The organism is Mumia sp. Pv4-285 (assembly GCF_041320275.1).
GTDB lineage: Bacteria > Actinomycetota > Actinomycetes > Propionibacteriales > Nocardioidaceae > Mumia > Mumia qirimensis.
In genome coordinates, this window is record NZ_CP162023.1 from 1,434,821 (window position 1) to 1,452,776 (window position 17,956).

Genomic DNA, 17,956 nt, shown 5'->3' on the forward strand with positions numbered 1-17,956 from the left:
GCTTCTGGGGACGTTACGGCGCTGTGGTGTCACGGAATGTCCCTTTTGTTCCGTGGCTCGTCACGCATCTCGCGTCCGCCGTCAGCGAACGATCGTCGGCGATCTGTGGGGTCGCGGACTAGCGTGGAGACGTGAACGACGCTCCCTCCACGGTCGGCGAGCTGCGCGCCTCCGGCCACGTCCAGAAGTCCGTCCGCGAGGAGGTCCGCGACAACCTCCTGTCCGCGCTCGCGGAAGGTCGCGACCCGTGGCCAGGGCTGCACGGCCTCGAGGACACGGTGATCCCTCAGCTCGAGCGTGCGCTCATCGCCGGTCACGACGTCGTCCTGCTCGGCGAGCGAGGACAGGGCAAGACGCGGCTCCTCCGTACGCTCGTCGGGCTGCTCGACGAGTGGACGCCCGTGATCGCGGGCTCAGAGCTCGGCGAGCACCCGTACGAGCCCATCACACCCATGTCCCGCAGACGCGCGGACGAGCTGGGCGACGCCCTGCCCGTCGAGTGGCGGCACCGGGACGAGCGGTACGCGGAGAAGCTCGCGACGCCCGACACGAGCGTCGCCGACCTGATCGGCGACGTGGATCCCATGAAGGTTGCGGAGGGTCGGTCCTTGGGAGACCCGGAGACGATCCACTTCGGACTGGTCCCACGCTCGCACCGCGGCATCGTCGCGATCAACGAGCTGCCCGACCTCGCCGAGCGCATCCAGGTGTCGATGCTCAACGTCATGGAGGAGCGTGACGTGCAGATCCGCGGGTACGTCCTGCGGCTGCCGCTCGACGTCCTCGTCATGGCCACCGCGAACCCGGAGGACTACACGAACCGCGGTCGCATCATCACACCGCTGAAGGACCGTTTCGGCGCCGAGATCAGGACCCACTACCCGCTCGAGCTCGAGGACGAGGTCGCCGTCATCCGCCAGGAGGCGGCGCTGGTCGCAACCGTGCCGGACTTTCTGATGGAGATCATGGCGCGGTTCACGCGGTCGCTTCGCGAGTCCAACGCCGTCGACCAGCGCTCCGGCGTCTCCGCGCGGTTCGCGATCGCCGGAGCCGAGACCGTCGCCGCTGCCGCGCTGCACCGGGCGACCGTCCAGGGCGAGGGCCACGCGGTGGCCCGGGTCGTCGATCTGGAGACGGCGGTGGACGTGCTCGGCGGCAAGATCGAGTTCGAGACCGGTGAGGACGGACGTGAGCGCGAGATCCTGGCGCACGTCCTGCGGACGGCGACCGCCGAGACGGTCCGCCACCGACTCCGGGGCATCGACTTCGCACTCCTCGTCGACGCCTTCGGCGCCGGCGCGACGGTGATGACCGGTGAGCAGGTCGCCGCCTCCGACGTCCTCGCCGGCCTGCCCGTGCTGGGGGAGTCGGAGCTGTACGACGAGGTGATGGACCGCCTCGGTGCGACCGACGACGGCGAGCGCGCGAGCGCGATCGAGCTGGCTCTCGAGGGCCTGTACCTCGCACGCAAGATCGGCAAGGACTCCGCCGGCGGGGAGACGGTGTACGGATGACCTCGGCAGGCGCGGTCGGCGGGAGGGGATCGGCCGGAGGCAGGCGGCGCGCCACCTCGTACGGCCGGTACGCCGGTGGTGACCCGCTGGCACCGCCGGTCGACCTCGCCGAGGCGCTGGACGCGATCGGCGAGGACGTGATGGCGGGCTACTCGCCGGAGCGTGCGATGGCGGAGGTGCTCCGCCGCGGGACCCAGGGCCAGCGCGGTCTCGACGACCTCGCCCGCCAGGTCGCGCAGCGTCGCCGTGAGCTGTTGCAGCGCCACGACCTCGACGGCACGATGCGCGAGGTCCGTGAGCTGCTCGACCGGGCCGTGCTCGAGGAGCGCAAGCAGCTCGCGCGCGACCTCGACGAGGACGCCCGCTTCGCGGAGATGCGGATCGAGAACCTCCCGTCGTCGCCGGCGGCCGCGGTGTCCGAGCTCGGTGACTACACGTGGCGCAGTGCTCAGGCGCGTGAGGACTTCGAGCGGATCAAGGACCTTCTCGGCCGTGAGCTGCTCGACCAGCGGTTCTCCGGGATGAAGCAGGCGCTCGAGAACGCGACCGAGCAGGACCGCGAGGCCGTCGCTGAGATGATCGGCGACCTCAACGCACTCCTCGACGCGCACCGCCGAGGTGAGGACACCGAGGCGCAGTTCGACGAGTTCATGGACAAGCACGGCGACTTCTTCCCGGAGAACCCGCAGAACGTCGACGAGCTCATCGATGCGCTCGCAGCCCGTTCGGCCGCGGCACAGCGGATGCTCAACTCGATGACGCCGGAGCAGCGCGAGGAGCTCATGGCGCTGTCGGCGCAGGCGTTCGGCAGCCCCGCGCTCCAGGAGGCGCTCGGACAGCTCGACGCCAACCTCCAGGCCCTGCGCCCCGGTGAGGACTGGGACGGTTCCGAGCAGTTCGGCGGGGAGCAGGGACTCGGGCTCGGGGACGGAACCGGTGTCCTCCAGGAGCTGGCCGACCTCGACGCGCTCGGTGAGCAGCTGTCGCAGGCGTACCCCGGCGCACGCATGAGCGACATCGACCTCGACAAGCTCGAGCGCCACCTCGGCGAGGACGCGGCGGTCGACGCCCGCACCCTCACCGAGCTCGAGCGGGCTCTCCGCGACAGCGGGTCGCTCAAGCGCGGGACGGACGGCCAGCTCCGGCTGTCGCCGAAGGCGATCCGCCAGCTCGGCCGGTCGCTGCTGCGTGACGTCGCGCAGCGCATGTCGGGCCGTCAGGGCGCGCGTGACGTCAGGCGCGCCGGTGCGGCGGCAGAGATGTCGGGTGCGACCCGCGAGTGGGAGTACGGCGACACCGAGCCGTGGGACGTCACCCGCACGATCACCAACGCCGTCGTCCGGACGGTTTCGGCGGGCGGCGACGCACGCGACGGGGTGAGGCTCGACATCCGCGACGTCGAGGTGAGCGAGACCGAGGCGCGGACCCAGGCGGCCGTCGCGCTGCTTGTCGACACGTCCTTCTCGATGGCCATGGACGGGCGCTGGGTGCCGATGAAGCGCACGGCCCTGGCGCTGCACACCTTGATCCAGAGCCGCTTCCGCGGAGACCACCTGCAGATGATCGGATTCGGCCCGTACGCCGAGGTGATGGAGATCGACGAGCTCACGGCGCTGGACGCGAAGTGGGCGAAGGGCACGAACCTGCATCACGCCCTGCTGCTCGCCCACCGCCACTTCCGCAAGCACCCGAACGCGCAGCCCGTTCTCCTGATCGTCACCGACGGCGAGCCGACGTCGCACCTCGAGGCCGACGGCCAGCTCTTCTTCACGTACCCGCCGTCGCCGCGCACCGTCGCGTTCACGGTCGAGGCGCTCGACGAGGTCGGCAGGTTGGGTGCACAGACGACGTTCTTCCGGCTCGGGGAGGACCCGGGTCTGGCGAGGTTCATCGAGCAGATGGCGCGGCGCGTCGACGGGCGCGTGGTCGCTCCGGAGCTGGAGGACCTCGGTGTCGCCGTGGTCGACAGCTATCTCGGTTCGCGCGACGGCAGCTCGGCCCACGACCGTGGCTCCTCGTACGGGGGGTCGTACGGCGGCTGGTTCGGTGGTCGCGGGTTCTGGGTGGACGAGTAGCGCCTCAGGTCGTCCTGCGAGACTCGCCGTATGAGCGAACGGCAGTTTTCCGACATGTGGGTTGACCCGCAGGACGATCCGCGTGCGGCGGACGTGACGTTGAAGGGTGAGCGGGCAGTCCTCGTGGACTACCTCGACGTCTATCGGCTGACGCTGCGGATGAAGTGCGACGGGCTCGACGCCGAGCAGCTGGCGCGCCGGTCGGTGCCGCCGTCGTCGATGTCGCTCCTCGGCCTCGTACGGCACCTGAGCGATGTGGAGCGAACGTGGTTCAGGCAGGTGATGGCCGGCGAGGACGCGCCGCGTCACTCCCGCACGACCCAGGACCGGGATGCCGACTTCAACGGTGCGGTCGCCGACGACGAGGTCGTCGCCGACGCGTGGCGCCGCTGGGAGGACGAGGTCGCCTACGCGGAGCGGTTCGTCGCCGACGCGAGCGACCTCGGCGTGATGGCGCTCGACACCGAGCGCGGCGAGATCGAGCTCCGGGAGGTGCTCGTGCACATGATCGAGGAGTACTCGCGGCACGTCGGCCACGCCGACCTCCTGCGTGAGTGCATCGACGGTCGCACGGGGCAGTAGGTCACGGCGCCGCGTCGCGGGCCGCCTGACGCGCCCGGCGGACCGCCGCCTCCGCGTCGTACCAGGCGCACCGACCCGTCGGCCCGACCAGGCCGCGCCGGTCGAGGAAGCGCAGCAGCCGTCCGACGAGGGCCACGTGCGAGCGTGGCTGCGGAGTTGACGCGAGCCAGGGGTCGTCGAGGAAGCCGGGCAGGCAGCAGAGCAGCTCGCCGGGCCCGAAGAGGCGGAAGAACGAACCCTCGGACCCGGTGACCTGGCGTTCCTGCGCGAGGAGGGTGCCGTCGTGCGTCCCCAGGTGCGGGCACATGTCGGCGGTGTCGAGGTAGTGCTGGAGGTGGAGCACCACGCCGGCATAGGCGCGTTGCGTGCGTGCAGTGCGGTCGCGCTGCACGTCGGCGAGGAAGTCGGCGAGGATCGGGGACGGCGACGAGGTCATGGCGTCGAGGATGTCGGCATGCACTGACAGTCGGACGGAGAGGTGCAGGCGCACGGCGTGCCGACGTCAGTGCGCGTGAAGGCGACGGTCAAGAGTGGCTGCGGTCCGGCGTACGGCGGTGACGACGACCGACTCCGCGACGTCGGCCAGCGACTCCCAGGTCACGGCGACGGCAGCGCGGACGGAGGGAGCCGAGAGCGCGACGGCGACCGACCTGAAGCCGGGCGTGACCTCGCCGTCCTCCGTGGCGTGTCCCCGTCGACGGGTCTCGCTCAGCAGGTCCCGCAGCTCGCGCGGGGTCTGTGGTCCGGTGCCGGTCCGCAGGACGAACGCGGACTCGGTCGGATACAGCGCGCGCACCTGCGGGCGCGGCAGCGTCGACAGGATCGCCCGCCCGGACGCGGTCAGGTGCGCCGGCAGTCGTACGCCCACATCGGTGACGAGCGACGGTCGACCCGGTGAGCGTTCCTCGAGGACGTACAGGACGTCGGAGCCGTGGAGCACGGCCAGGTGCGCGGACTGGCCGAGCGTGTCGACGAGGCGGGCGAGCGGGACGCGGGCGAGGCGGGCGAGCGGTTCCTGCTGCGCGAACGCGATGCCGACCTCCCACGCGCCGACGCCGAGGCCCCAGGTGCGGTCCTCGGGGTAGTGGACGACGAAGTCCTCGGCCGCCATCGCGGCGAGCAGGTGGTACGTCGACGAGCGCGGCAGGTCGATCTCCGCGGCGATGCGTCCCGCCGGGACGGGGACGGGCTGCCCGGAGAGGAACCGCAGCACGCGCAGGGTCGCGGTCGCTGCCGGGACGGGTCGGGACACACCTCGATTGTCTCGGGTACGAGACGTGGGCGCCCACCCGGCGCCGCTCACTCTGCAAGATACGGTATCCAACAAGGTCTATTAAGTTTATGGTATTTGACGCCGCCTCAACGAGCCAGACGAGAGAGACCCATGAGCCGCCTTCGTACCACCGGACACCGGATCATCGCCGCCTTCGAACCGCTGCCGGGGGCGGACGGTGTCTGAGCGCGTCGCCGTCGTCGTCGGCAACCCGAAGCCGGCCTCCCGCACCCTGACCGCAGCGTCGTACGTCGCCCACGAGCTCACCGGCAGGGAGCCGGACCTCGTGGTCGACCTGGCGACGCTGGGGTCGGCGCTGCTCGACTGGTCCTCGGCCGAGGTCGCCGACCTCGTCAAGCGGATCGGCGACGCGGACCTCGTCGTCGTCGCCTCGCCGACCTACAAGGGCGCCTACACCGGGCTGCTCAAGCTCTTCCTCGACAGGTTCGCCGCAGGGACCGGGCTGACCGGGCTCGCGGTGCCGTTGATGCTGGGTGGCTCTCCCGCCCACGCGCTGTCTCCCGAGCTCACCCTGCGTCCGGTCCTGACCGAACTCGGCGCGACGGTCCCTGGCCGCGGGCTGTTCGTGGTCGACACCGCGTACGACGATCCGGCGGCGTACGTCCGCTGGCTCGACGACACTCGTCCGGTCGTCGAGGCCGTGCTCGGGAGCCGCGTCGGAGGCGTGGCATGACGGTCACCTTCCCGACCAACCAGGACCTCGACCCGCTGCGTCTCCGCAAGGCGTTCGGTGTCTTTCCCACCGGGGTCGTCGCGGTGGCCGCCCAGGTCGAGGGCGAGCTGGTGGGTCTTGCCGCGAGCAGCTTCGCGAGCGTCAGCCTCGATCCGCCGCTGGTCTCGATCAACCTGGCGAGCAGCTCGAAGACGTGGCCGCAGCTGCGTCGCTCGTCGCACCTGGGCCTCACCGTCCTCGCCGACCACCACGGTCCGTTGTGCCGGCAGCTGGCCGGACCGGTGGATCGACGCTTCGACGACCTGGACGTCACGGTCACCGAGGACGGTGCCGTTCTGGTCGACGACGGGCTGGCGAAGTTCGACACGACGATCTACCGGGAGGTCGAGGCCGGGGACCACGTGCTGGTGCTGCTGGAGCTGCACGCGTTCGAGCACTCCGACGTCCCGACGCCGCTGATCTTCCACCGGAGCGGGTTCGTCCGCCTGGCGTGAGGCGCACCCGCACGCGGCGGTGTCTCGGATCCGAGACACCGCCGCCTGCGCGCCCGTAGCGAGAGCAGTCACGCACGCCGTGCAATGGAAGCATGCAGACCGTCATCGTCGGCCCCGGGCCGATCGCGCCCGAGGAGGTCGTCGCCGTCGCCCGCGACGGGGCCCGCGTCTCCCTGTCCGAGGACGCCCGTACCGCGATCAAGACCGCCCGCACGCACGTCGAGGCGCTGGCGGCCTCGGAAGAGCCGGTGTACGGCGTCTCGACCGGCTTCGGCGCGCTCGCGACCCGGCACATCCCTGCCGACCAGCGCACCCAGCTCCAGCGCAGCCTGATCCGGTCCCACGCAGCCGGCACCGGGCCCCGGGTCGAGGACGAGGTGGTCCGCGCACTCATGCTGCTGCGGCTGTCGACGATGGCGAGCGGCCACAGCGGGGTGCGGCTCGAGACCGCTGAGGCGTACGCCGACCTCCTCGATGCCGGCCTGACCCCTGTGGTCCGCGAGTACGGCAGCCTCGGCTGCTCCGGCGACCTCGCGCCCCTGTCCCACTGCGCGCTGGCCGTCATGGGGGAGGGGGAGGTGACCGATGCCGGCGTCGTACGCCCTGCGGCCGACGCACTCCGCGACCACGGGCTCTCTCCCGTCGTCCTTGCGGAGAAGGAGGGGCTCGCCCTCATCAACGGCACCGACGGGATGCTCGGCATGCTCGTGCTGGCGCTGCACGACCTGCGCGCGCTCCTCGACACCGCCGACCTCGCCGCCGCCCTGAGCGTCGAGGGCCAGCTCGGGACCGACCAGGTGTTCTCCGAGGAGCTGATGGCGCTGCGTCCGCACCCGGGCCAGGCGACGTCGGCCGCGCACCTGCGGGCGCTGCTCGCCGGCTCGGAGATCGTGGCGAGCCACCGGTACGGCGACGGGGTCGTCCAGGACGCGTACTCGCTGCGCTGCACCCCCCAGGTCCACGGTGCCGCCCGCGACACGCTGGACCACGCGGCGACGGTCGCCGAGCGCGAGCTCGCCTCGGCGATCGACAACCCGTCGGTCCTCGCGGACGGCCGGGTCTCGTCGCACGGCAACTTCCACGGCGCACCTCTGGCGTACGTCCTGGACTTCCTGGCGATCGCGGTCGCGGACGTCGCCGGCATCAGCGAGCGGCGTACGGACCGGTTCCTCGACGTGTCGCGCAACCGGGGCCTGCCGCCGTTCCTCGCCCACGACCCGGGCGTGGACTCGGGCGCGATGATCGCGCAGTACACCCAGGCCGCTCTGGTCGCCGAGCTCAAGCGCCTCGCGGTCCCGGCCAGCGTCGACTCCATCCCGTCGAGCGCGATGCAGGAGGACCACGTGTCGCTCGGCTGGTCCGCCGCCCGCAAGCTCCGCCGCGCGCTCGACGCACTGAGCCGGGTGCTGGCGATCGAGGTGATGGTGGCGGCCCGCGGGATCGACCTCCGCGCGCCGCTCGCACCGGCACCGATGACCGGGGCGGCGATCCGTACGCTCCGCGAGCACGTCCCCGGCCCCGGCCCGGACCGCTTCCTCGCCCCCGAGATCGACGCCGCCGTCGACCTCGTCCAGACCGGCACGCTCCGTCCGCGATTTGTGCGGAACATCAAGGAATCCGGCAGGGAGAACCTTGATGAACTGCACGAATCGGGGACGGGACCGACACAGGAGGCACCCCGATGAGCCACCCACCCGTCCGCGCACCCCGAGGCACCCGGCTCACTGCCCGCTCGTGGCAGACCGAGGCGCCGATGCGGATGCTCATGAACAACCTCGATCCCGACGTTGCCGAGCGCCCTGAGGATCTCGTCGTCTACGGCGGGACCGGCCGCGCCGCGCGCAGCTGGGAGGCGTACGACGCCATCGTCCGTACGCTCACCACGCTCGGCGACGACGAGACGCTGCTCGTTCAGTCCGGCAAGCCCGTCGGCGTGTTCCGTACGCACGCCTGGGCGCCCCGCGTCCTCATCGCCAACTCGAACCTCGTCGGCGACTGGGCGACCTGGCCCGAGTTCCGGCGTCTCGAGGCCGAAGGGCTCACGATGTACGGCCAGATGACGGCAGGCTCCTGGATCTACATCGGGACCCAGGGAATCCTCCAGGGCACGTACGAGACGTTCGGTGCGGTCGCGCGGAAGCTCCACGACGCCGGACGCCTCGACGAGCCGACCCTCGCCGGGACGCTCACCCTCACGGCGGGCTGCGGCGGCATGGGTGGCGCGCAGCCGCTGGCCGTCACGATGAACGAGGGCGTGGTCCTCATCGTCGACGTCGATGAGACCCGCCTCGCGCGACGCGTCGAGCACGGCTACCTCGACGAGCACACCCGCGACCTCGACGACGCCGTCGAGCGTGTCCTCGCGGCCAAGAAGGACCGCCGCCCGCTCTCGGTCGGGGTCGTCGGCAACGCCGCCGAAGTGTTCCCCGAGCTGCTCGCGCGCGGCGTCGAGATCGACGTCGTCACCGACCAGACGAGCGCGCACGACCCGTTGAGCTACCTCCCCGAGGGCATCGCCGTCGCGGAGTGGAAGGTGGAGGCCGAGCGCGACCCTGAGGGTTTCACCGACCGCGCCCGCGTGTCGATGGCCAGGCACGTCGAGGCGATGGTCGGGTTCGCCGACGCCGGCGCGGAGGTGTTCGACTACGGCAACTCGATCCGTGAGGAAGCACGGCTCGGCGGGTACGACCGCGCGTTCGCGTTCCCGGGGTTCGTCCCGGCCTACATCCGCCCGCTGTTCTGCGAGGGCAAGGGCCCGTTCCGCTGGGCGGCGCTGTCGGGCGACCCCGCGGACATCGCCGCGACCGACCGCGCGATCCTCGAGCTCTTCCCCGAGGACGAGCACCTGCGGCGCTGGATCACGCAGGCGGGGGAGAAGGTGCACTTCGAAGGGCTGCCCGCGCGCATCTGCTGGCTCGGGTACGGCGAGCGGCACCGCGCCGGGCTGCGCTTCAACGAGATGGTCGCGTCGGGCGAGCTCAGCGCGCCGGTCGTGATCGGACGCGACCACCTCGACTCCGGCTCGGTCGCCTCCCCGTACCGCGAGACCGAGTCCATGGCCGACGGCTCCGACGCCATCGCCGACTGGCCGCTGCTCAACGCGCTGCTCAACACGGCCTCCGGAGCCACCTGGGTGTCGCTGCACCACGGCGGTGGCGTCGGCATCGGCCGGTCGATCCACGCCGGCCAGGTGATCGTCGCCGACGGGTCGGCCCTGGCTGCGGAGAAGATCGAGCGGGTCCTCACGAACGATCCCGGGACGGGCGTGATGCGGCACGTGGACGCGGGGTACGACCGGGCGCGCGAGGTCGCGCACGACCGCGGCGTACGGATCCCGATGGACGTGGCATGAACCTGCTCGCCCCGATCGAGCGCATCGGACGCGACCTGCGGACCGGTGGCTACCGCCGGTTCGCGTGGAACGACGCCGACATGGAGCTGCGGGAGTGGTTCGCCGGTGAGGCGGCCGCACGGGGGATGGCGTACGAGGAGGACGGCAACGGGAACCAGGTGGCGTGGTGGGGTCTCGATCGCTCCGCGCCTCGACCAGCGGGGGTGAGCGCGCCTCGACCAGCGGGGCGGGACGCGCCTCGACCGGCGGGGGTGACCGCGCCTCGACCGGCGGGGGTGAGCGCGCCTCGACCGGCGGGGCGGGACGCGCTCCTGCTCGGCTCCCACCTCGACTCCGTCCCGGACGGAGGTGCGTACGACGGTCCGCTCGGTGTCGTGTCCGCGTTCGCGGCGATCGACGCGCTCCGCGAGGACGGCTTCGCGCCGTCGCGCCCGATCGCGGTGGCGTGCTTCGCCGACGAGGAGGGCGCGCGGTTCGGTGTCGCGTGCGCCGGGTCGCGTCTGGCCTCCGGCACGCTCGCGCCCGAGCGCGCCCTCTCCCTCACCGACCGCGACGGTCGCACGCTCGCGGAGGTGATGGCGGCACGCGGGCGCGATCCGCAGGCGGTCGGACGCGCGGAGTGGCTCGGACGCATCGGGACCTTCGTGGAGCTCCACGTCGAGCAGGGGCGGTCGCTGGTGCACTCGGGCGACGCGGTGGGCGTCGCGACGTCGATCTGGCCGCACGGCCGCTGGCGGCTCGACTTCACCGGTCGCGCCGACCACGCCGGGACGACGCCGATGGAGGACCGGCGCGACCCCATGCCTGCGTACGCCGCCACGGTCGTCGCGGCGACCTCTCGCGCCGCGAGCGCGGGGGCACGCGCGACGTTCGGGCGGATCGCCGTCGAGCCCGGTGGTGCGAACGCGATCCCCTCGCGGGTCCAGGGCTGGCTCGACGCCCGCGCCGGTGACGACCTCGCCCTGGCCCGGCTGCTGGACGCCGTGCTGGACGACGCGCGGCACGCTGCGGCGGCTGCGGGCGTGCGGCTGGAAGTGGCGGTGGAGTCGTCGAGCCCCGCCGTCGGCTTCGACACCGCGCTGCGCGAGCGCCTCGCGGGGCTGCTGGAAGCGCCGCTCATCCCGACCGGTGCGGGCCACGATGCGGGCGTCCTCAGCGCGTCGGTGCCGACGGCGATGCTGTTCGTCCGCAACCCGACGGGCGTCTCGCACTCGCCCGAGGAGCATGCCGACGACGCCGACTGTGCATCAGGCGTCGACGCCCTGGCCGCGGTCGTGCGGGAGCTGGCGTGACGAGCCACCCCGGCCTCGCGAACTGTCACAGCCACGCGTTCCACCGTGCCCTGCGTGGTCGGGACGTCGGGGGTGGCACGTTCTGGGCCTGGCGCGATCGCATGTACGCCGTCGCAGCCGTCCTCGATCCTGATCTCCTGCACGACCTGGCCGTGGCGACGTACGCCGAGATGCGCCTCGCCGGCATCGGCGTGGTCGGTGAGTTCCACTACCTGCACCACGGGCCGGACGGCACTGCGTACGACGACCCGAACGCGACCGGCGAGGCGCTGATCGCCGCCGCCCGGGAGGTCGGGCTGCGGATCTGCCTGCTGGACACGTGCTACCTCGCGGCTGGGTTCGGTGTGCCCGTCGACGGCGTCCAGCGCCGCTTCTCCGACGGCGACGCCGACGCCTGGGCGGCACGCGTGCACGACCTCGCCGCGCGCCATGCCGGTGCCGACGACGTCGTGGTCGGGGCCGCGATCCACTCCGTCCGCGCCGTGCCGCCCGGCCAGCTCGCCACGGTCGCCCACGCGCTGCCCGACGCGCCGCTCCACGTGCACGTGTCCGAGCAGCCACAGGAGAACGCGGACTGCCTCGCGGCCACCGGCCACACCCCCGTCGCGCTGCTCGCCGACGCCGGCGCGTGGACGTCACGCACCACCGCCGTCCACGCGACGCATCTCTCCGACGCCGACATCACGACGCTCGGCGACGCGACGGCGTACGCGTGCTTCTGCCCGACCACTGAGGCCGAGCTCGCCGACGGCGTCGGGCCCTCGGCGCGGTTGCGCGATGCGGGCGCACGGCTCACGCTCGGGTCGGACAGCAACACGGTGATCGACCTGTTCGCCGAGGCGAGGGCGGTGGAGATGCACGAGCGGCTGGTGAGCGGGTCTCGTGGGACGTGGCGCGCGTCGGCGCTGACCGAGGCCGCGACGCGGAGCGGGTACGCATCCCTGGGGTTCGCGCCGGACCTTGCGGACGCGGATGCCGTCACGCTGCGCGACTCCGTGCGCCTCGCCGGAGCGACCGAGCCGCTCTGGGCCGCCACCGCGGCCGACGTCGAGCCTCCGAAGAACCTTCCGTACGAGGCCGCCGACGTGGCCGTCATGCTGCGCCGTGCGGTGGGCGCGATCTGGGAGCGTGTGTGAGCGTGGAGGGACGGGGAAGCCTGCTCGTCACGAACATCGGCGAGCTCGTCACGTGGGACGACGAGCGGCCGGTCCGCCGCGACGCAGCGCTGGCGCTGGCAGACGGCGAGGTCACCTGGGTCGGCGACGCCGTGGGCGCGCCCGCCGCCGACGAGGTGCTCGACGTCGCGGGGGCAGCGGTCGTCCCGGGCTTCGTCGACTCCCACAGCCACCTCGTCTTCGCCGGGGACCGCGCGGCCGAGTTCGAGGCGCGGATGGGAGGCCGCCCGTACGCCGCCGGCGGCATCCGCACCACCGTCACCGCCACGCGCGCCGCCACCGACGAGGCACTCGACGCGAACGTACGCCGATTGGTCGCCGAGATGCGCCGTCAGGGGACGACGACGGTCGAGATCAAGAGCGGCTACGGCCTCTCGGTCGCGGACGAAGCACGCTCGCTCGCGATCGCGTCCCGGCACACCGCCGAGACGACGTACCTCGGCGCGCACGTCGTCCCCGACGGCACCACCCCCGAGGCGTACGTCGCGCTGGTCACCGGCCCGATGCTCGAGGCGTGCGCTCCTCGTGCGCGGTGGATCGACGTGTTCTGCGAGACGGGGGCGTTCGACGCCGATGCCGCGCGGACGATTCTCACCGCCGGACGCGCCGCAGGCCTGGGGCTGCGCGTCCACGCCAACCAGCTGTCGTACGGGCCGGGCGTGCGGCTCGCCTGCGAGCTGGGTGCCGCAGCGGTGGACCACTGCACCTACCTCGCCGACGCCGACGTGGCCGCGCTCGCCGGCTCCGGCACCGTCGCGGGGCTCCTGCCGGGCGTCGAGTTCTCCACCCGCCACCCGTACCCCGACGCGCGCCGCCTCCTCGACGCCGGTGTCACGGTCGCACTCGCGAGCGACTGCAACCCCGGCAGCAGCTACACGTCGTCGATCCCGTTCTGCATCGCCCTCGCGGTGCGGGAGATGGGGATGACCCCGTACGAGGCGCTCCGTGCGGCGACCGTCGGTGGTGCCGCGTCGCTGCGCCGTGACGACGTCGGCCATCTGCGCATCGGCGCACGCGCCGACCTGGTGGTGCTCGATGCTCCGTCGGCCGTTCACCTCGCCTACCGGCCCGGTGTGCCGTTGGTCTCGCGCACGGTCACCTCGGCGCACTAGCGTGACCGCCATGGCGAAGCGGCGCAGGCGTCCCTGGCTCATCAACACGTCGCGCGTCCGCCTCCTGCGCGTCAACCGCGCCTTCGCGAAGGCGACTCCCGCCGGCGCGCTGGTCCTCGACGCGGGAGCAGGACACGGGCAGTACCGGCGCCTCTTCGCCCACGCCCGGTACGAGACGGCGGACTTCGCGCAGCTCGGCACCCGCTACACGCCGCTGGACTACGTGTGCAGCCTCACCGACATCCCGGTCGAGGACGGACGCTTCGCCCGCATCCTGTGCAACCAGGTCCTCGAGCACCTCGAGAGCCCCGCCGACGCACTCGTCGAGCTGCACCGGGTCCTCGCCCCAGGCGGCCAGATCCTGCTCTCCGCGCCGCTGTTCTACCCGGAGCACCAGCAGCCTTACGACTACTTCCGCTACACGCAGTTCGCGCTGGCGAAGCTCTTCGCCGACGCCGGGTTCGACGAGGTCAGCGTCAGCTGGCTCGAGGGCTACTTCGGCACGGTCGCCTACCAGCTGGAGCTGATGCATCGCGTGCTGCCGAGGGCGAAGGGCCACTCGCTGCGGCGGCGGTTGCTGGTCGGCCCCTTCCTCGCAGCGTCGCGGGTGACGGCGTACGTCCTGTCGGGCCTGTTCGCCCGGCTGGAGCTGCGGTGGCAGTACACCGCGAGCGGGATGCCCAAGAACTACGTCGTCCGCGCCACGAAGGCGTTCGTCTGAGCTGGCGACGGCACGTCACGCGTGCAGGCGCGCGCCCTTGACGGTCTTGTCGACGGCGTTGCGCGGTCCGTGGACGGCGATCCCGACGAGGTCGAGCTCGCCGGTCGCCACGGCCCGGACGGCGGCGCGGTTGGCCTCGTCGTGCCCGGTGGCGAACAGGTCGCGGGTGTAGATCGACATCGGCATCCCGCGGCGCAGCGCGGCGGCGTGGGCGGAGCGCAGGACGGCCGCGTCCGCGGTGAACACGAGCATCGGCTGCCGCATCATCGGCAGGTACCGCTGCCCGTCCCCGTCCTCGTACGGCTCGCCGACGAGGCCCTCCTGCCGGGTCGCGATGCCGCTGACGAGGAAGGCCGTCACGTTGAGCTCCTGCCAGGGGAGGAGGTCGTCGCGCAGGACGATCGCGATCTTGGTGTCGAAGCGGACGGAGGGTTCCAGCACGGTGGTCATGGCTCCATCCTCGATCGGCGGTGCCGCCCGGTCTTGTACGTTCTTTGCATGGCCGACCGGGTCCGTGCATGGCGTCCGGACGTGCCGCACCTGCGCGAGGTGCTGCACGCCGAGTTCACCGAGCACGCCTATCCGAGCCACACCCACGGCGACTGGGCGGTCCTGCTGATCGACGCGGGCGCGGTGGCGTACGACCTCGACCGGCACCCGCACACCGCGGAGCCGACGACCGTGACACTCCTGCCGCCTCACGTGCCGCACGACGGCCGCACGGCGCGAGAGGGGCGTGCGTTCCGCAAGCGGGTCCTCTACCTCGACGAGTCCTGGCTGCCGCACGACGCCATCGGGCACAGCGTCGACCGGCCGACGGTCGTACGCCCTGGGCTCGCCGAGGGGGTGCGGCACGTCCACCGCGCCCTCGGCGACGGAGACAGCTTCGAGGCCGAGTCCGAGCTCGTACGGGTCCACGACGGCCTGCGGGAGCACCTCCACGGGACGCCCCCGTCGACGGCGGCCGACGCTCCGCTGGCCCGTCGGCTGCGCGACCTCCTCGACGCCTCGGTCGCCGAGGGCGTGAGCCTGGAGCAGGCATCCCTCCTCCTTGGCGCTCACCCCAGCCACCTCGTCCGCTCGTTCTCCCGGGCCTACGGGATGGCGCCGCACCGCTACCTCACGAGCCGCCGCGTCGACCTCGCCCGCCGCATGATCCTCGACGGCCACACGGTCGCTGACGCCGCGGTCGCCGCAGGGTTCCACGACCAGGCGCACCTGACCCGCCACTTCCGCCGGATCCTCGGCGCGACGCCGGGCTCGTTCCACCGCGCCTAAGGCGCACGCCGGTGACCTAAGGCCCCTGGGTGCCAGATCTAGGGTGCCCGCCTGATGTGGGGCGCTACCTCAGACGACGAGGGTTGAGGCATCAGGACGAGCGAAGGAGACCCTGATGTTGATCGATCCCGAGAGCACCGTTCCCGTCGAGATGAACCACCGTATCGAGCGGATCCCGGTCCTGGGCGACGACCGTCGGGCCGAGTACGTGCGTAGCCCGCGGCTCCGTCGGCGCCGCGCCTCGCGCCGCTGAGCGACCCCCGCGACCGCGTCGTCCGTGCAAGGATGCACCGCATGGGCGACGCGGTCGAGGTCGAGGTAGGCAACCGCGACGTCCGCGTCTCCAACCCCGACCGGGTCTACTTCCCGGAGCGGGGAGAGACCAAGCTCGACCTCGTCCACTACTACCTCGCCGTCGGTGACGGCATCGTCAACGCGTTGCGCGAACGCCCCTGCATGCTGCACCGGTTCCCGAAGGGCGTCGCCGAGAAGAAGGTCCATCAGAAGCGGGTCCCGGCCGGCGCCCCGCCGTGGCTGGAGACCGTGCGGGTGGAGTTCCCGCGCTACGGCCGCCACGCGTACGAGCTGTGCGTCACCGAGCTCGCGAGCGTGATCTGGGCCGTGCAGATGTCGACGGTCGAGTTCCATCCGTGGAACTCGCGGCGCGCGGACACCGAGAAGCCGGACGAGTGGCGCATCGACCTCGACCCGGGCCCGGCCTGCGACTTCGCCACGGTCCGTCGGGTTGCCCACGTCGCCCACGAGATCCTCGACGAGCTCGGCGCGGTCGGCTGGCCCAAGACGTCCGGCGGCTCGGGGATGCACGTCTACGTGCGGATCACCCCCGAGCACGGCTTCTCCGACGTACGCCGCGCCGCGCTGGCGTTCGCGCGCGAGGTCGAGCGCCGCGTCCCGGACGACGTGACGACCACGTGGTGGCGCAAGGACCGCGACCCCGCGAAGCTGTTCGTCGACTACAACCAGAACACCCGCGACCACACGATCGCGGCGGCCTACTCCGTACGCGGGGTTCCCGACGGCCGTGTCTCGGCCCCCATCCGCTGGGACGAGGTCGACGACGTCGAGCCGGCCGAGATGACCATCGCGACGATGCCCACGCGCTTCGCCGAGCTCGGTGACCTGCACGCAGGCATCGACGACGCGGTGTTCTCGATCGCCCCGCTCCTGGAGTGGGCGGACCGCGACGAGGCCGAGGGCGCCGAGACGCCGCCCGACGAGGGTGGCTGACCGCCCGCAAGCGCGCTAGCGTCGAGGTTTCCAGTCACCCACCGAGAGGAACCCTCATGCGCAAGACGTCTCTCCTCATCGCCGCAGGTGCGGGATACGTGCTCGGAGCCAGGGCGGGCCGAGGCCGCTACGACCAGATCGTGGCGCAGACCAAGAAGCTGATGGGCAGCCAGCCCGTGCAGAGCGGGGTCGCCAAGGCGGGCGAGACCATCAAGGACCAGGCTCCGGTGGTCAAGGACAAGGTCTCCGAGGCGGCCCACAAGGTGGCCGACAAGGTGACCCCAGGCTCCGACTCCTCCGACGACATCGTCGGCACCTACTCGACCACGCCCAGTGGCAACCACGTCGAGGTCGACGAGAAGCTGGCCTGGACCACCTCCTCCGACGAACCCCGACGCGACTGACGGCGAGGCGCGTGGCCGATCTCACCGCCGCGGCGTTCATCGCCCGGCTGCTCCCGATGGCGACCGGCGAGCAGAAGGTGAAGTACGAGCGGTTCTTCCCCGGCGACGACTCGTTCGCCGGCGTACGGATGGGATCGGTCTTCGCGCTCGCCAAGGAGCACCTCGCGATGCCCGTCCAGGAGATCGAGGTCCTGCTCGACCACGACGTGCACGAGGTCCGCGTCGGGGGGTGCTCGATCATGGGCAAGGCTGCGACGCAGAAGCGTGTCGCCGAGCAGCGGCACGAGCAGCTCTACGACCTCTGCCTGCGCCGCCACGACCGGATCGACTCCTGGGACCTCGTCGACCTGGTCGCCTACCAGGTCGTCGGGAGCTGGCTCCTCGACCGTCCTCGCCAGCCGCTGTACACACTGGCACGGTCGGCCGTGTGGCCCGAGCGGCGTACGGCGGTGGTCGCGACTGCCGCCTTCATCCGGCGTGGTGAGGTCGCGGACACGTTCGCGATCACCCGCCTGCTCCTCGACGACCCGGAGGATCTCGTCCACAAGGGCGCCGGGTGGATGCTGCGCTACGCCGGCGACGTCGACCCTGCGGCGCTGCGGGAGTTCCTCGACGAGCGCGCCGCGACGATGCCGCGCGCGATGCTGCGCGCCGCGATCGAGAAGCTCGACAAGGCGGAACGCTCCGCCTACCTCGGTCGCACCGAGCTGACCTGACGGCTCGCTCCTCGCGGCGACGGCAT

At 72.0% G+C, this 17,956-nt stretch carries 19 protein-coding genes; 16 read left to right on the forward strand and 3 right to left on the reverse strand.

What is annotated here, in order from left to right; translation table 11 throughout:
• Positions 1–131: 131 nt before the first annotated feature.
• Genes AB3M34_RS06865 through AB3M34_RS06875 form a run of 3 tightly spaced genes read left to right on the forward strand, consistent with a single transcriptional unit; the run spans position 132 to position 4,171 of the window.
• Positions 132–1,514 carry a magnesium chelatase gene (locus AB3M34_RS06865; protein ID WP_370618466.1) on the forward strand — a complete coding sequence of 461 codons (1,383 nt, stop codon included), beginning with the start codon at positions 132–134 and terminating at the stop codon, positions 1,512–1,514.
• Positions 1,511–3,589 carry a vWA domain-containing protein gene (locus tag AB3M34_RS06870; protein WP_370618468.1) on the forward strand — a complete coding sequence of 693 codons (2,079 nt, stop codon included), beginning with the start codon at positions 1,511–1,513 and terminating at the stop codon, positions 3,587–3,589. The genes AB3M34_RS06865 and AB3M34_RS06870 overlap by 4 nt, the downstream gene beginning before the upstream one ends.
• Positions 3,590–3,619: 30 nt before the next feature.
• Complete coding sequence (locus tag AB3M34_RS06875) at positions 3,620–4,171, forward strand: DinB family protein (protein WP_370618469.1); 552 nt, start codon at positions 3,620–3,622, stop codon at positions 4,169–4,171.
• Between the two features lies 1 nt (position 4,172).
• Here AB3M34_RS06875 and AB3M34_RS06880 read toward each other — a convergent pair whose 3' ends face one another.
• Entirely contained in the window at positions 4,173–4,607 is a 435-nt protein-coding gene (locus AB3M34_RS06880; protein ID WP_370618471.1) for a hypothetical protein, read from the reverse strand.
• 66 nt (positions 4,608–4,673) lie between these two features.
• On the reverse strand, positions 4,674–5,423 hold the full coding sequence (locus tag AB3M34_RS06885; protein ID WP_370618473.1) for an IclR family transcriptional regulator: 750 nt from the start codon (positions 5,421–5,423) through the stop codon (positions 4,674–4,676).
• 199 nt (positions 5,424–5,622) lie between these two features.
• On the opposite strand from AB3M34_RS06885, the gene AB3M34_RS06890 reads away from it, so the two are divergent.
• The 8 genes from AB3M34_RS06890 to AB3M34_RS06925 all read left to right on the forward strand — a co-directional run bounded on the left by AB3M34_RS06890 (position 5,623) and on the right by AB3M34_RS06925 (position 14,284).
• Positions 5,623–6,138: an NAD(P)H-dependent oxidoreductase gene (locus tag AB3M34_RS06890; RefSeq protein ID WP_370618474.1), complete on the forward strand. Its 516-nt coding sequence runs from the start codon at positions 5,623–5,625 to the stop codon at positions 6,136–6,138.
• On the forward strand, positions 6,135–6,632 hold the full coding sequence (locus tag AB3M34_RS06895; RefSeq protein WP_370618475.1) for a flavin reductase family protein: 498 nt from the start codon (positions 6,135–6,137) through the stop codon (positions 6,630–6,632). Before AB3M34_RS06890 ends, AB3M34_RS06895 begins: the two co-directional genes overlap by 4 nt.
• A gap of 92 nt (positions 6,633–6,724) precedes the next feature.
• A complete protein-coding gene (gene hutH, locus AB3M34_RS06900) occupies positions 6,725–8,317 on the forward strand; it encodes a histidine ammonia-lyase (RefSeq protein WP_370618477.1) in 1,593 nt (530 codons plus the stop codon).
• The gene (gene hutU, locus AB3M34_RS06905; RefSeq protein WP_370618478.1) at positions 8,314–9,984 is read left to right on the forward strand and encodes a urocanate hydratase; all 1,671 of its coding nucleotides are present in this window, start codon (positions 8,314–8,316) and stop codon (positions 9,982–9,984) included. Before hutH ends, hutU begins: the two co-directional genes overlap by 4 nt.
• Positions 9,981–11,276 carry an allantoate amidohydrolase gene (locus AB3M34_RS06910; protein WP_370618480.1) on the forward strand — a complete coding sequence of 432 codons (1,296 nt, stop codon included), beginning with the start codon at positions 9,981–9,983 and terminating at the stop codon, positions 11,274–11,276. Before hutU ends, AB3M34_RS06910 begins: the two co-directional genes overlap by 4 nt.
• Positions 11,273–12,412, forward strand: coding sequence for a formimidoylglutamate deiminase (locus tag AB3M34_RS06915; protein ID WP_370618482.1), 1,140 nt, complete (start codon positions 11,273–11,275; stop codon positions 12,410–12,412). Before AB3M34_RS06910 ends, AB3M34_RS06915 begins: the two co-directional genes overlap by 4 nt.
• Positions 12,413–12,414: 2 nt before the next feature.
• Entirely contained in the window at positions 12,415–13,563 is a 1,149-nt protein-coding gene (gene hutI, locus AB3M34_RS06920; RefSeq protein WP_370619961.1) for an imidazolonepropionase, read from the forward strand.
• Positions 13,564–13,573: 10 nt separating this feature from the next.
• Positions 13,574–14,284, forward strand: coding sequence for a class I SAM-dependent methyltransferase (locus AB3M34_RS06925; RefSeq protein WP_370618484.1), 711 nt, complete (start codon positions 13,574–13,576; stop codon positions 14,282–14,284).
• A gap of 15 nt (positions 14,285–14,299) precedes the next feature.
• Here the strand turns inward: AB3M34_RS06925 and AB3M34_RS06930 are convergent, their stop codons facing one another.
• On the reverse strand, positions 14,300–14,734 hold the full coding sequence (locus AB3M34_RS06930; RefSeq protein WP_370618485.1) for a DUF2000 family protein: 435 nt from the start codon (positions 14,732–14,734) through the stop codon (positions 14,300–14,302).
• A 48-nt stretch (positions 14,735–14,782) separates the two neighbouring features.
• On the opposite strand from AB3M34_RS06930, the gene AB3M34_RS06935 reads away from it, so the two are divergent.
• The 5 genes from AB3M34_RS06935 (at position 14,783) to AB3M34_RS06955 (ending at position 17,930) form a co-directional block, all read left to right on the forward strand.
• The gene (locus AB3M34_RS06935; RefSeq protein WP_370618487.1) at positions 14,783–15,562 is read left to right on the forward strand and encodes a helix-turn-helix transcriptional regulator; all 780 of its coding nucleotides are present in this window, start codon (positions 14,783–14,785) and stop codon (positions 15,560–15,562) included.
• Positions 15,563–15,677: 115 nt separating this feature from the next.
• Entirely contained in the window at positions 15,678–15,815 is a 138-nt protein-coding gene (locus AB3M34_RS06940; RefSeq protein ID WP_370618489.1) for a hypothetical protein, read from the forward strand.
• Between the two features lie 41 nt (positions 15,816–15,856).
• Positions 15,857–16,810 (forward strand): non-homologous end-joining DNA ligase, encoded by a 954-nt coding sequence (ligD, locus tag AB3M34_RS06945; RefSeq protein WP_370618491.1) that lies wholly within the window; start codon positions 15,857–15,859, stop codon positions 16,808–16,810.
• A gap of 56 nt (positions 16,811–16,866) precedes the next feature.
• Positions 16,867–17,214, forward strand: coding sequence for a hypothetical protein (locus AB3M34_RS06950; RefSeq protein ID WP_370618492.1), 348 nt, complete (start codon positions 16,867–16,869; stop codon positions 17,212–17,214).
• Positions 17,215–17,225: 11 nt separating this feature from the next.
• Positions 17,226–17,930 (forward strand): DNA alkylation repair protein, encoded by a 705-nt coding sequence (locus AB3M34_RS06955; protein ID WP_370618493.1) that lies wholly within the window; start codon positions 17,226–17,228, stop codon positions 17,928–17,930.
• Positions 17,931–17,956: the final 26 nt, after the last annotated feature.

Excerpts from the sequence above, each read along its gene's own strand:
- AB3M34_RS06925 (WP_370618484.1), top strand. The coding sequence starts at position 13,574 with ATGGCGAAGCGGCGCAGGCGTCCCTGGCTCATCAACACGTCGCGCGTC.
- AB3M34_RS06950 (WP_370618492.1), top strand. The coding sequence starts at position 16,867 with ATGCGCAAGACGTCTCTCCTCATCGCCGCAGGTGCGGGATACGTGCTC.
- AB3M34_RS06875 (WP_370618469.1), top strand. The coding sequence starts at position 3,620 with ATGAGCGAACGGCAGTTTTCCGACATGTGGGTTGACCCGCAGGACGAT.
- ligD (WP_370618491.1), top strand. The coding sequence starts at position 15,857 with ATGGGCGACGCGGTCGAGGTCGAGGTAGGCAACCGCGACGTCCGCGTC.
- AB3M34_RS06870 (WP_370618468.1), top strand. The coding sequence starts at position 1,511 with ATGACCTCGGCAGGCGCGGTCGGCGGGAGGGGATCGGCCGGAGGCAGG.
- hutH (WP_370618477.1), top strand. The coding sequence starts at position 6,725 with ATGCAGACCGTCATCGTCGGCCCCGGGCCGATCGCGCCCGAGGAGGTC.
- AB3M34_RS06880 (WP_370618471.1), bottom strand. The coding sequence starts at position 4,607 with ATGACCTCGTCGCCGTCCCCGATCCTCGCCGACTTCCTCGCCGACGTG.
- AB3M34_RS06895 (WP_370618475.1), top strand. The coding sequence starts at position 6,135 with ATGACGGTCACCTTCCCGACCAACCAGGACCTCGACCCGCTGCGTCTC.
- hutU (WP_370618478.1), top strand. The coding sequence starts at position 8,314 with ATGAGCCACCCACCCGTCCGCGCACCCCGAGGCACCCGGCTCACTGCC.
- AB3M34_RS06930 (WP_370618485.1), bottom strand. The coding sequence starts at position 14,734 with ATGACCACCGTGCTGGAACCCTCCGTCCGCTTCGACACCAAGATCGCG.
- AB3M34_RS06940 (WP_370618489.1), top strand. The coding sequence starts at position 15,678 with ATGTTGATCGATCCCGAGAGCACCGTTCCCGTCGAGATGAACCACCGT.
- AB3M34_RS06910 (WP_370618480.1), top strand. The coding sequence starts at position 9,981 with ATGAACCTGCTCGCCCCGATCGAGCGCATCGGACGCGACCTGCGGACC.
- AB3M34_RS06935 (WP_370618487.1), top strand. The coding sequence starts at position 14,783 with ATGGCCGACCGGGTCCGTGCATGGCGTCCGGACGTGCCGCACCTGCGC.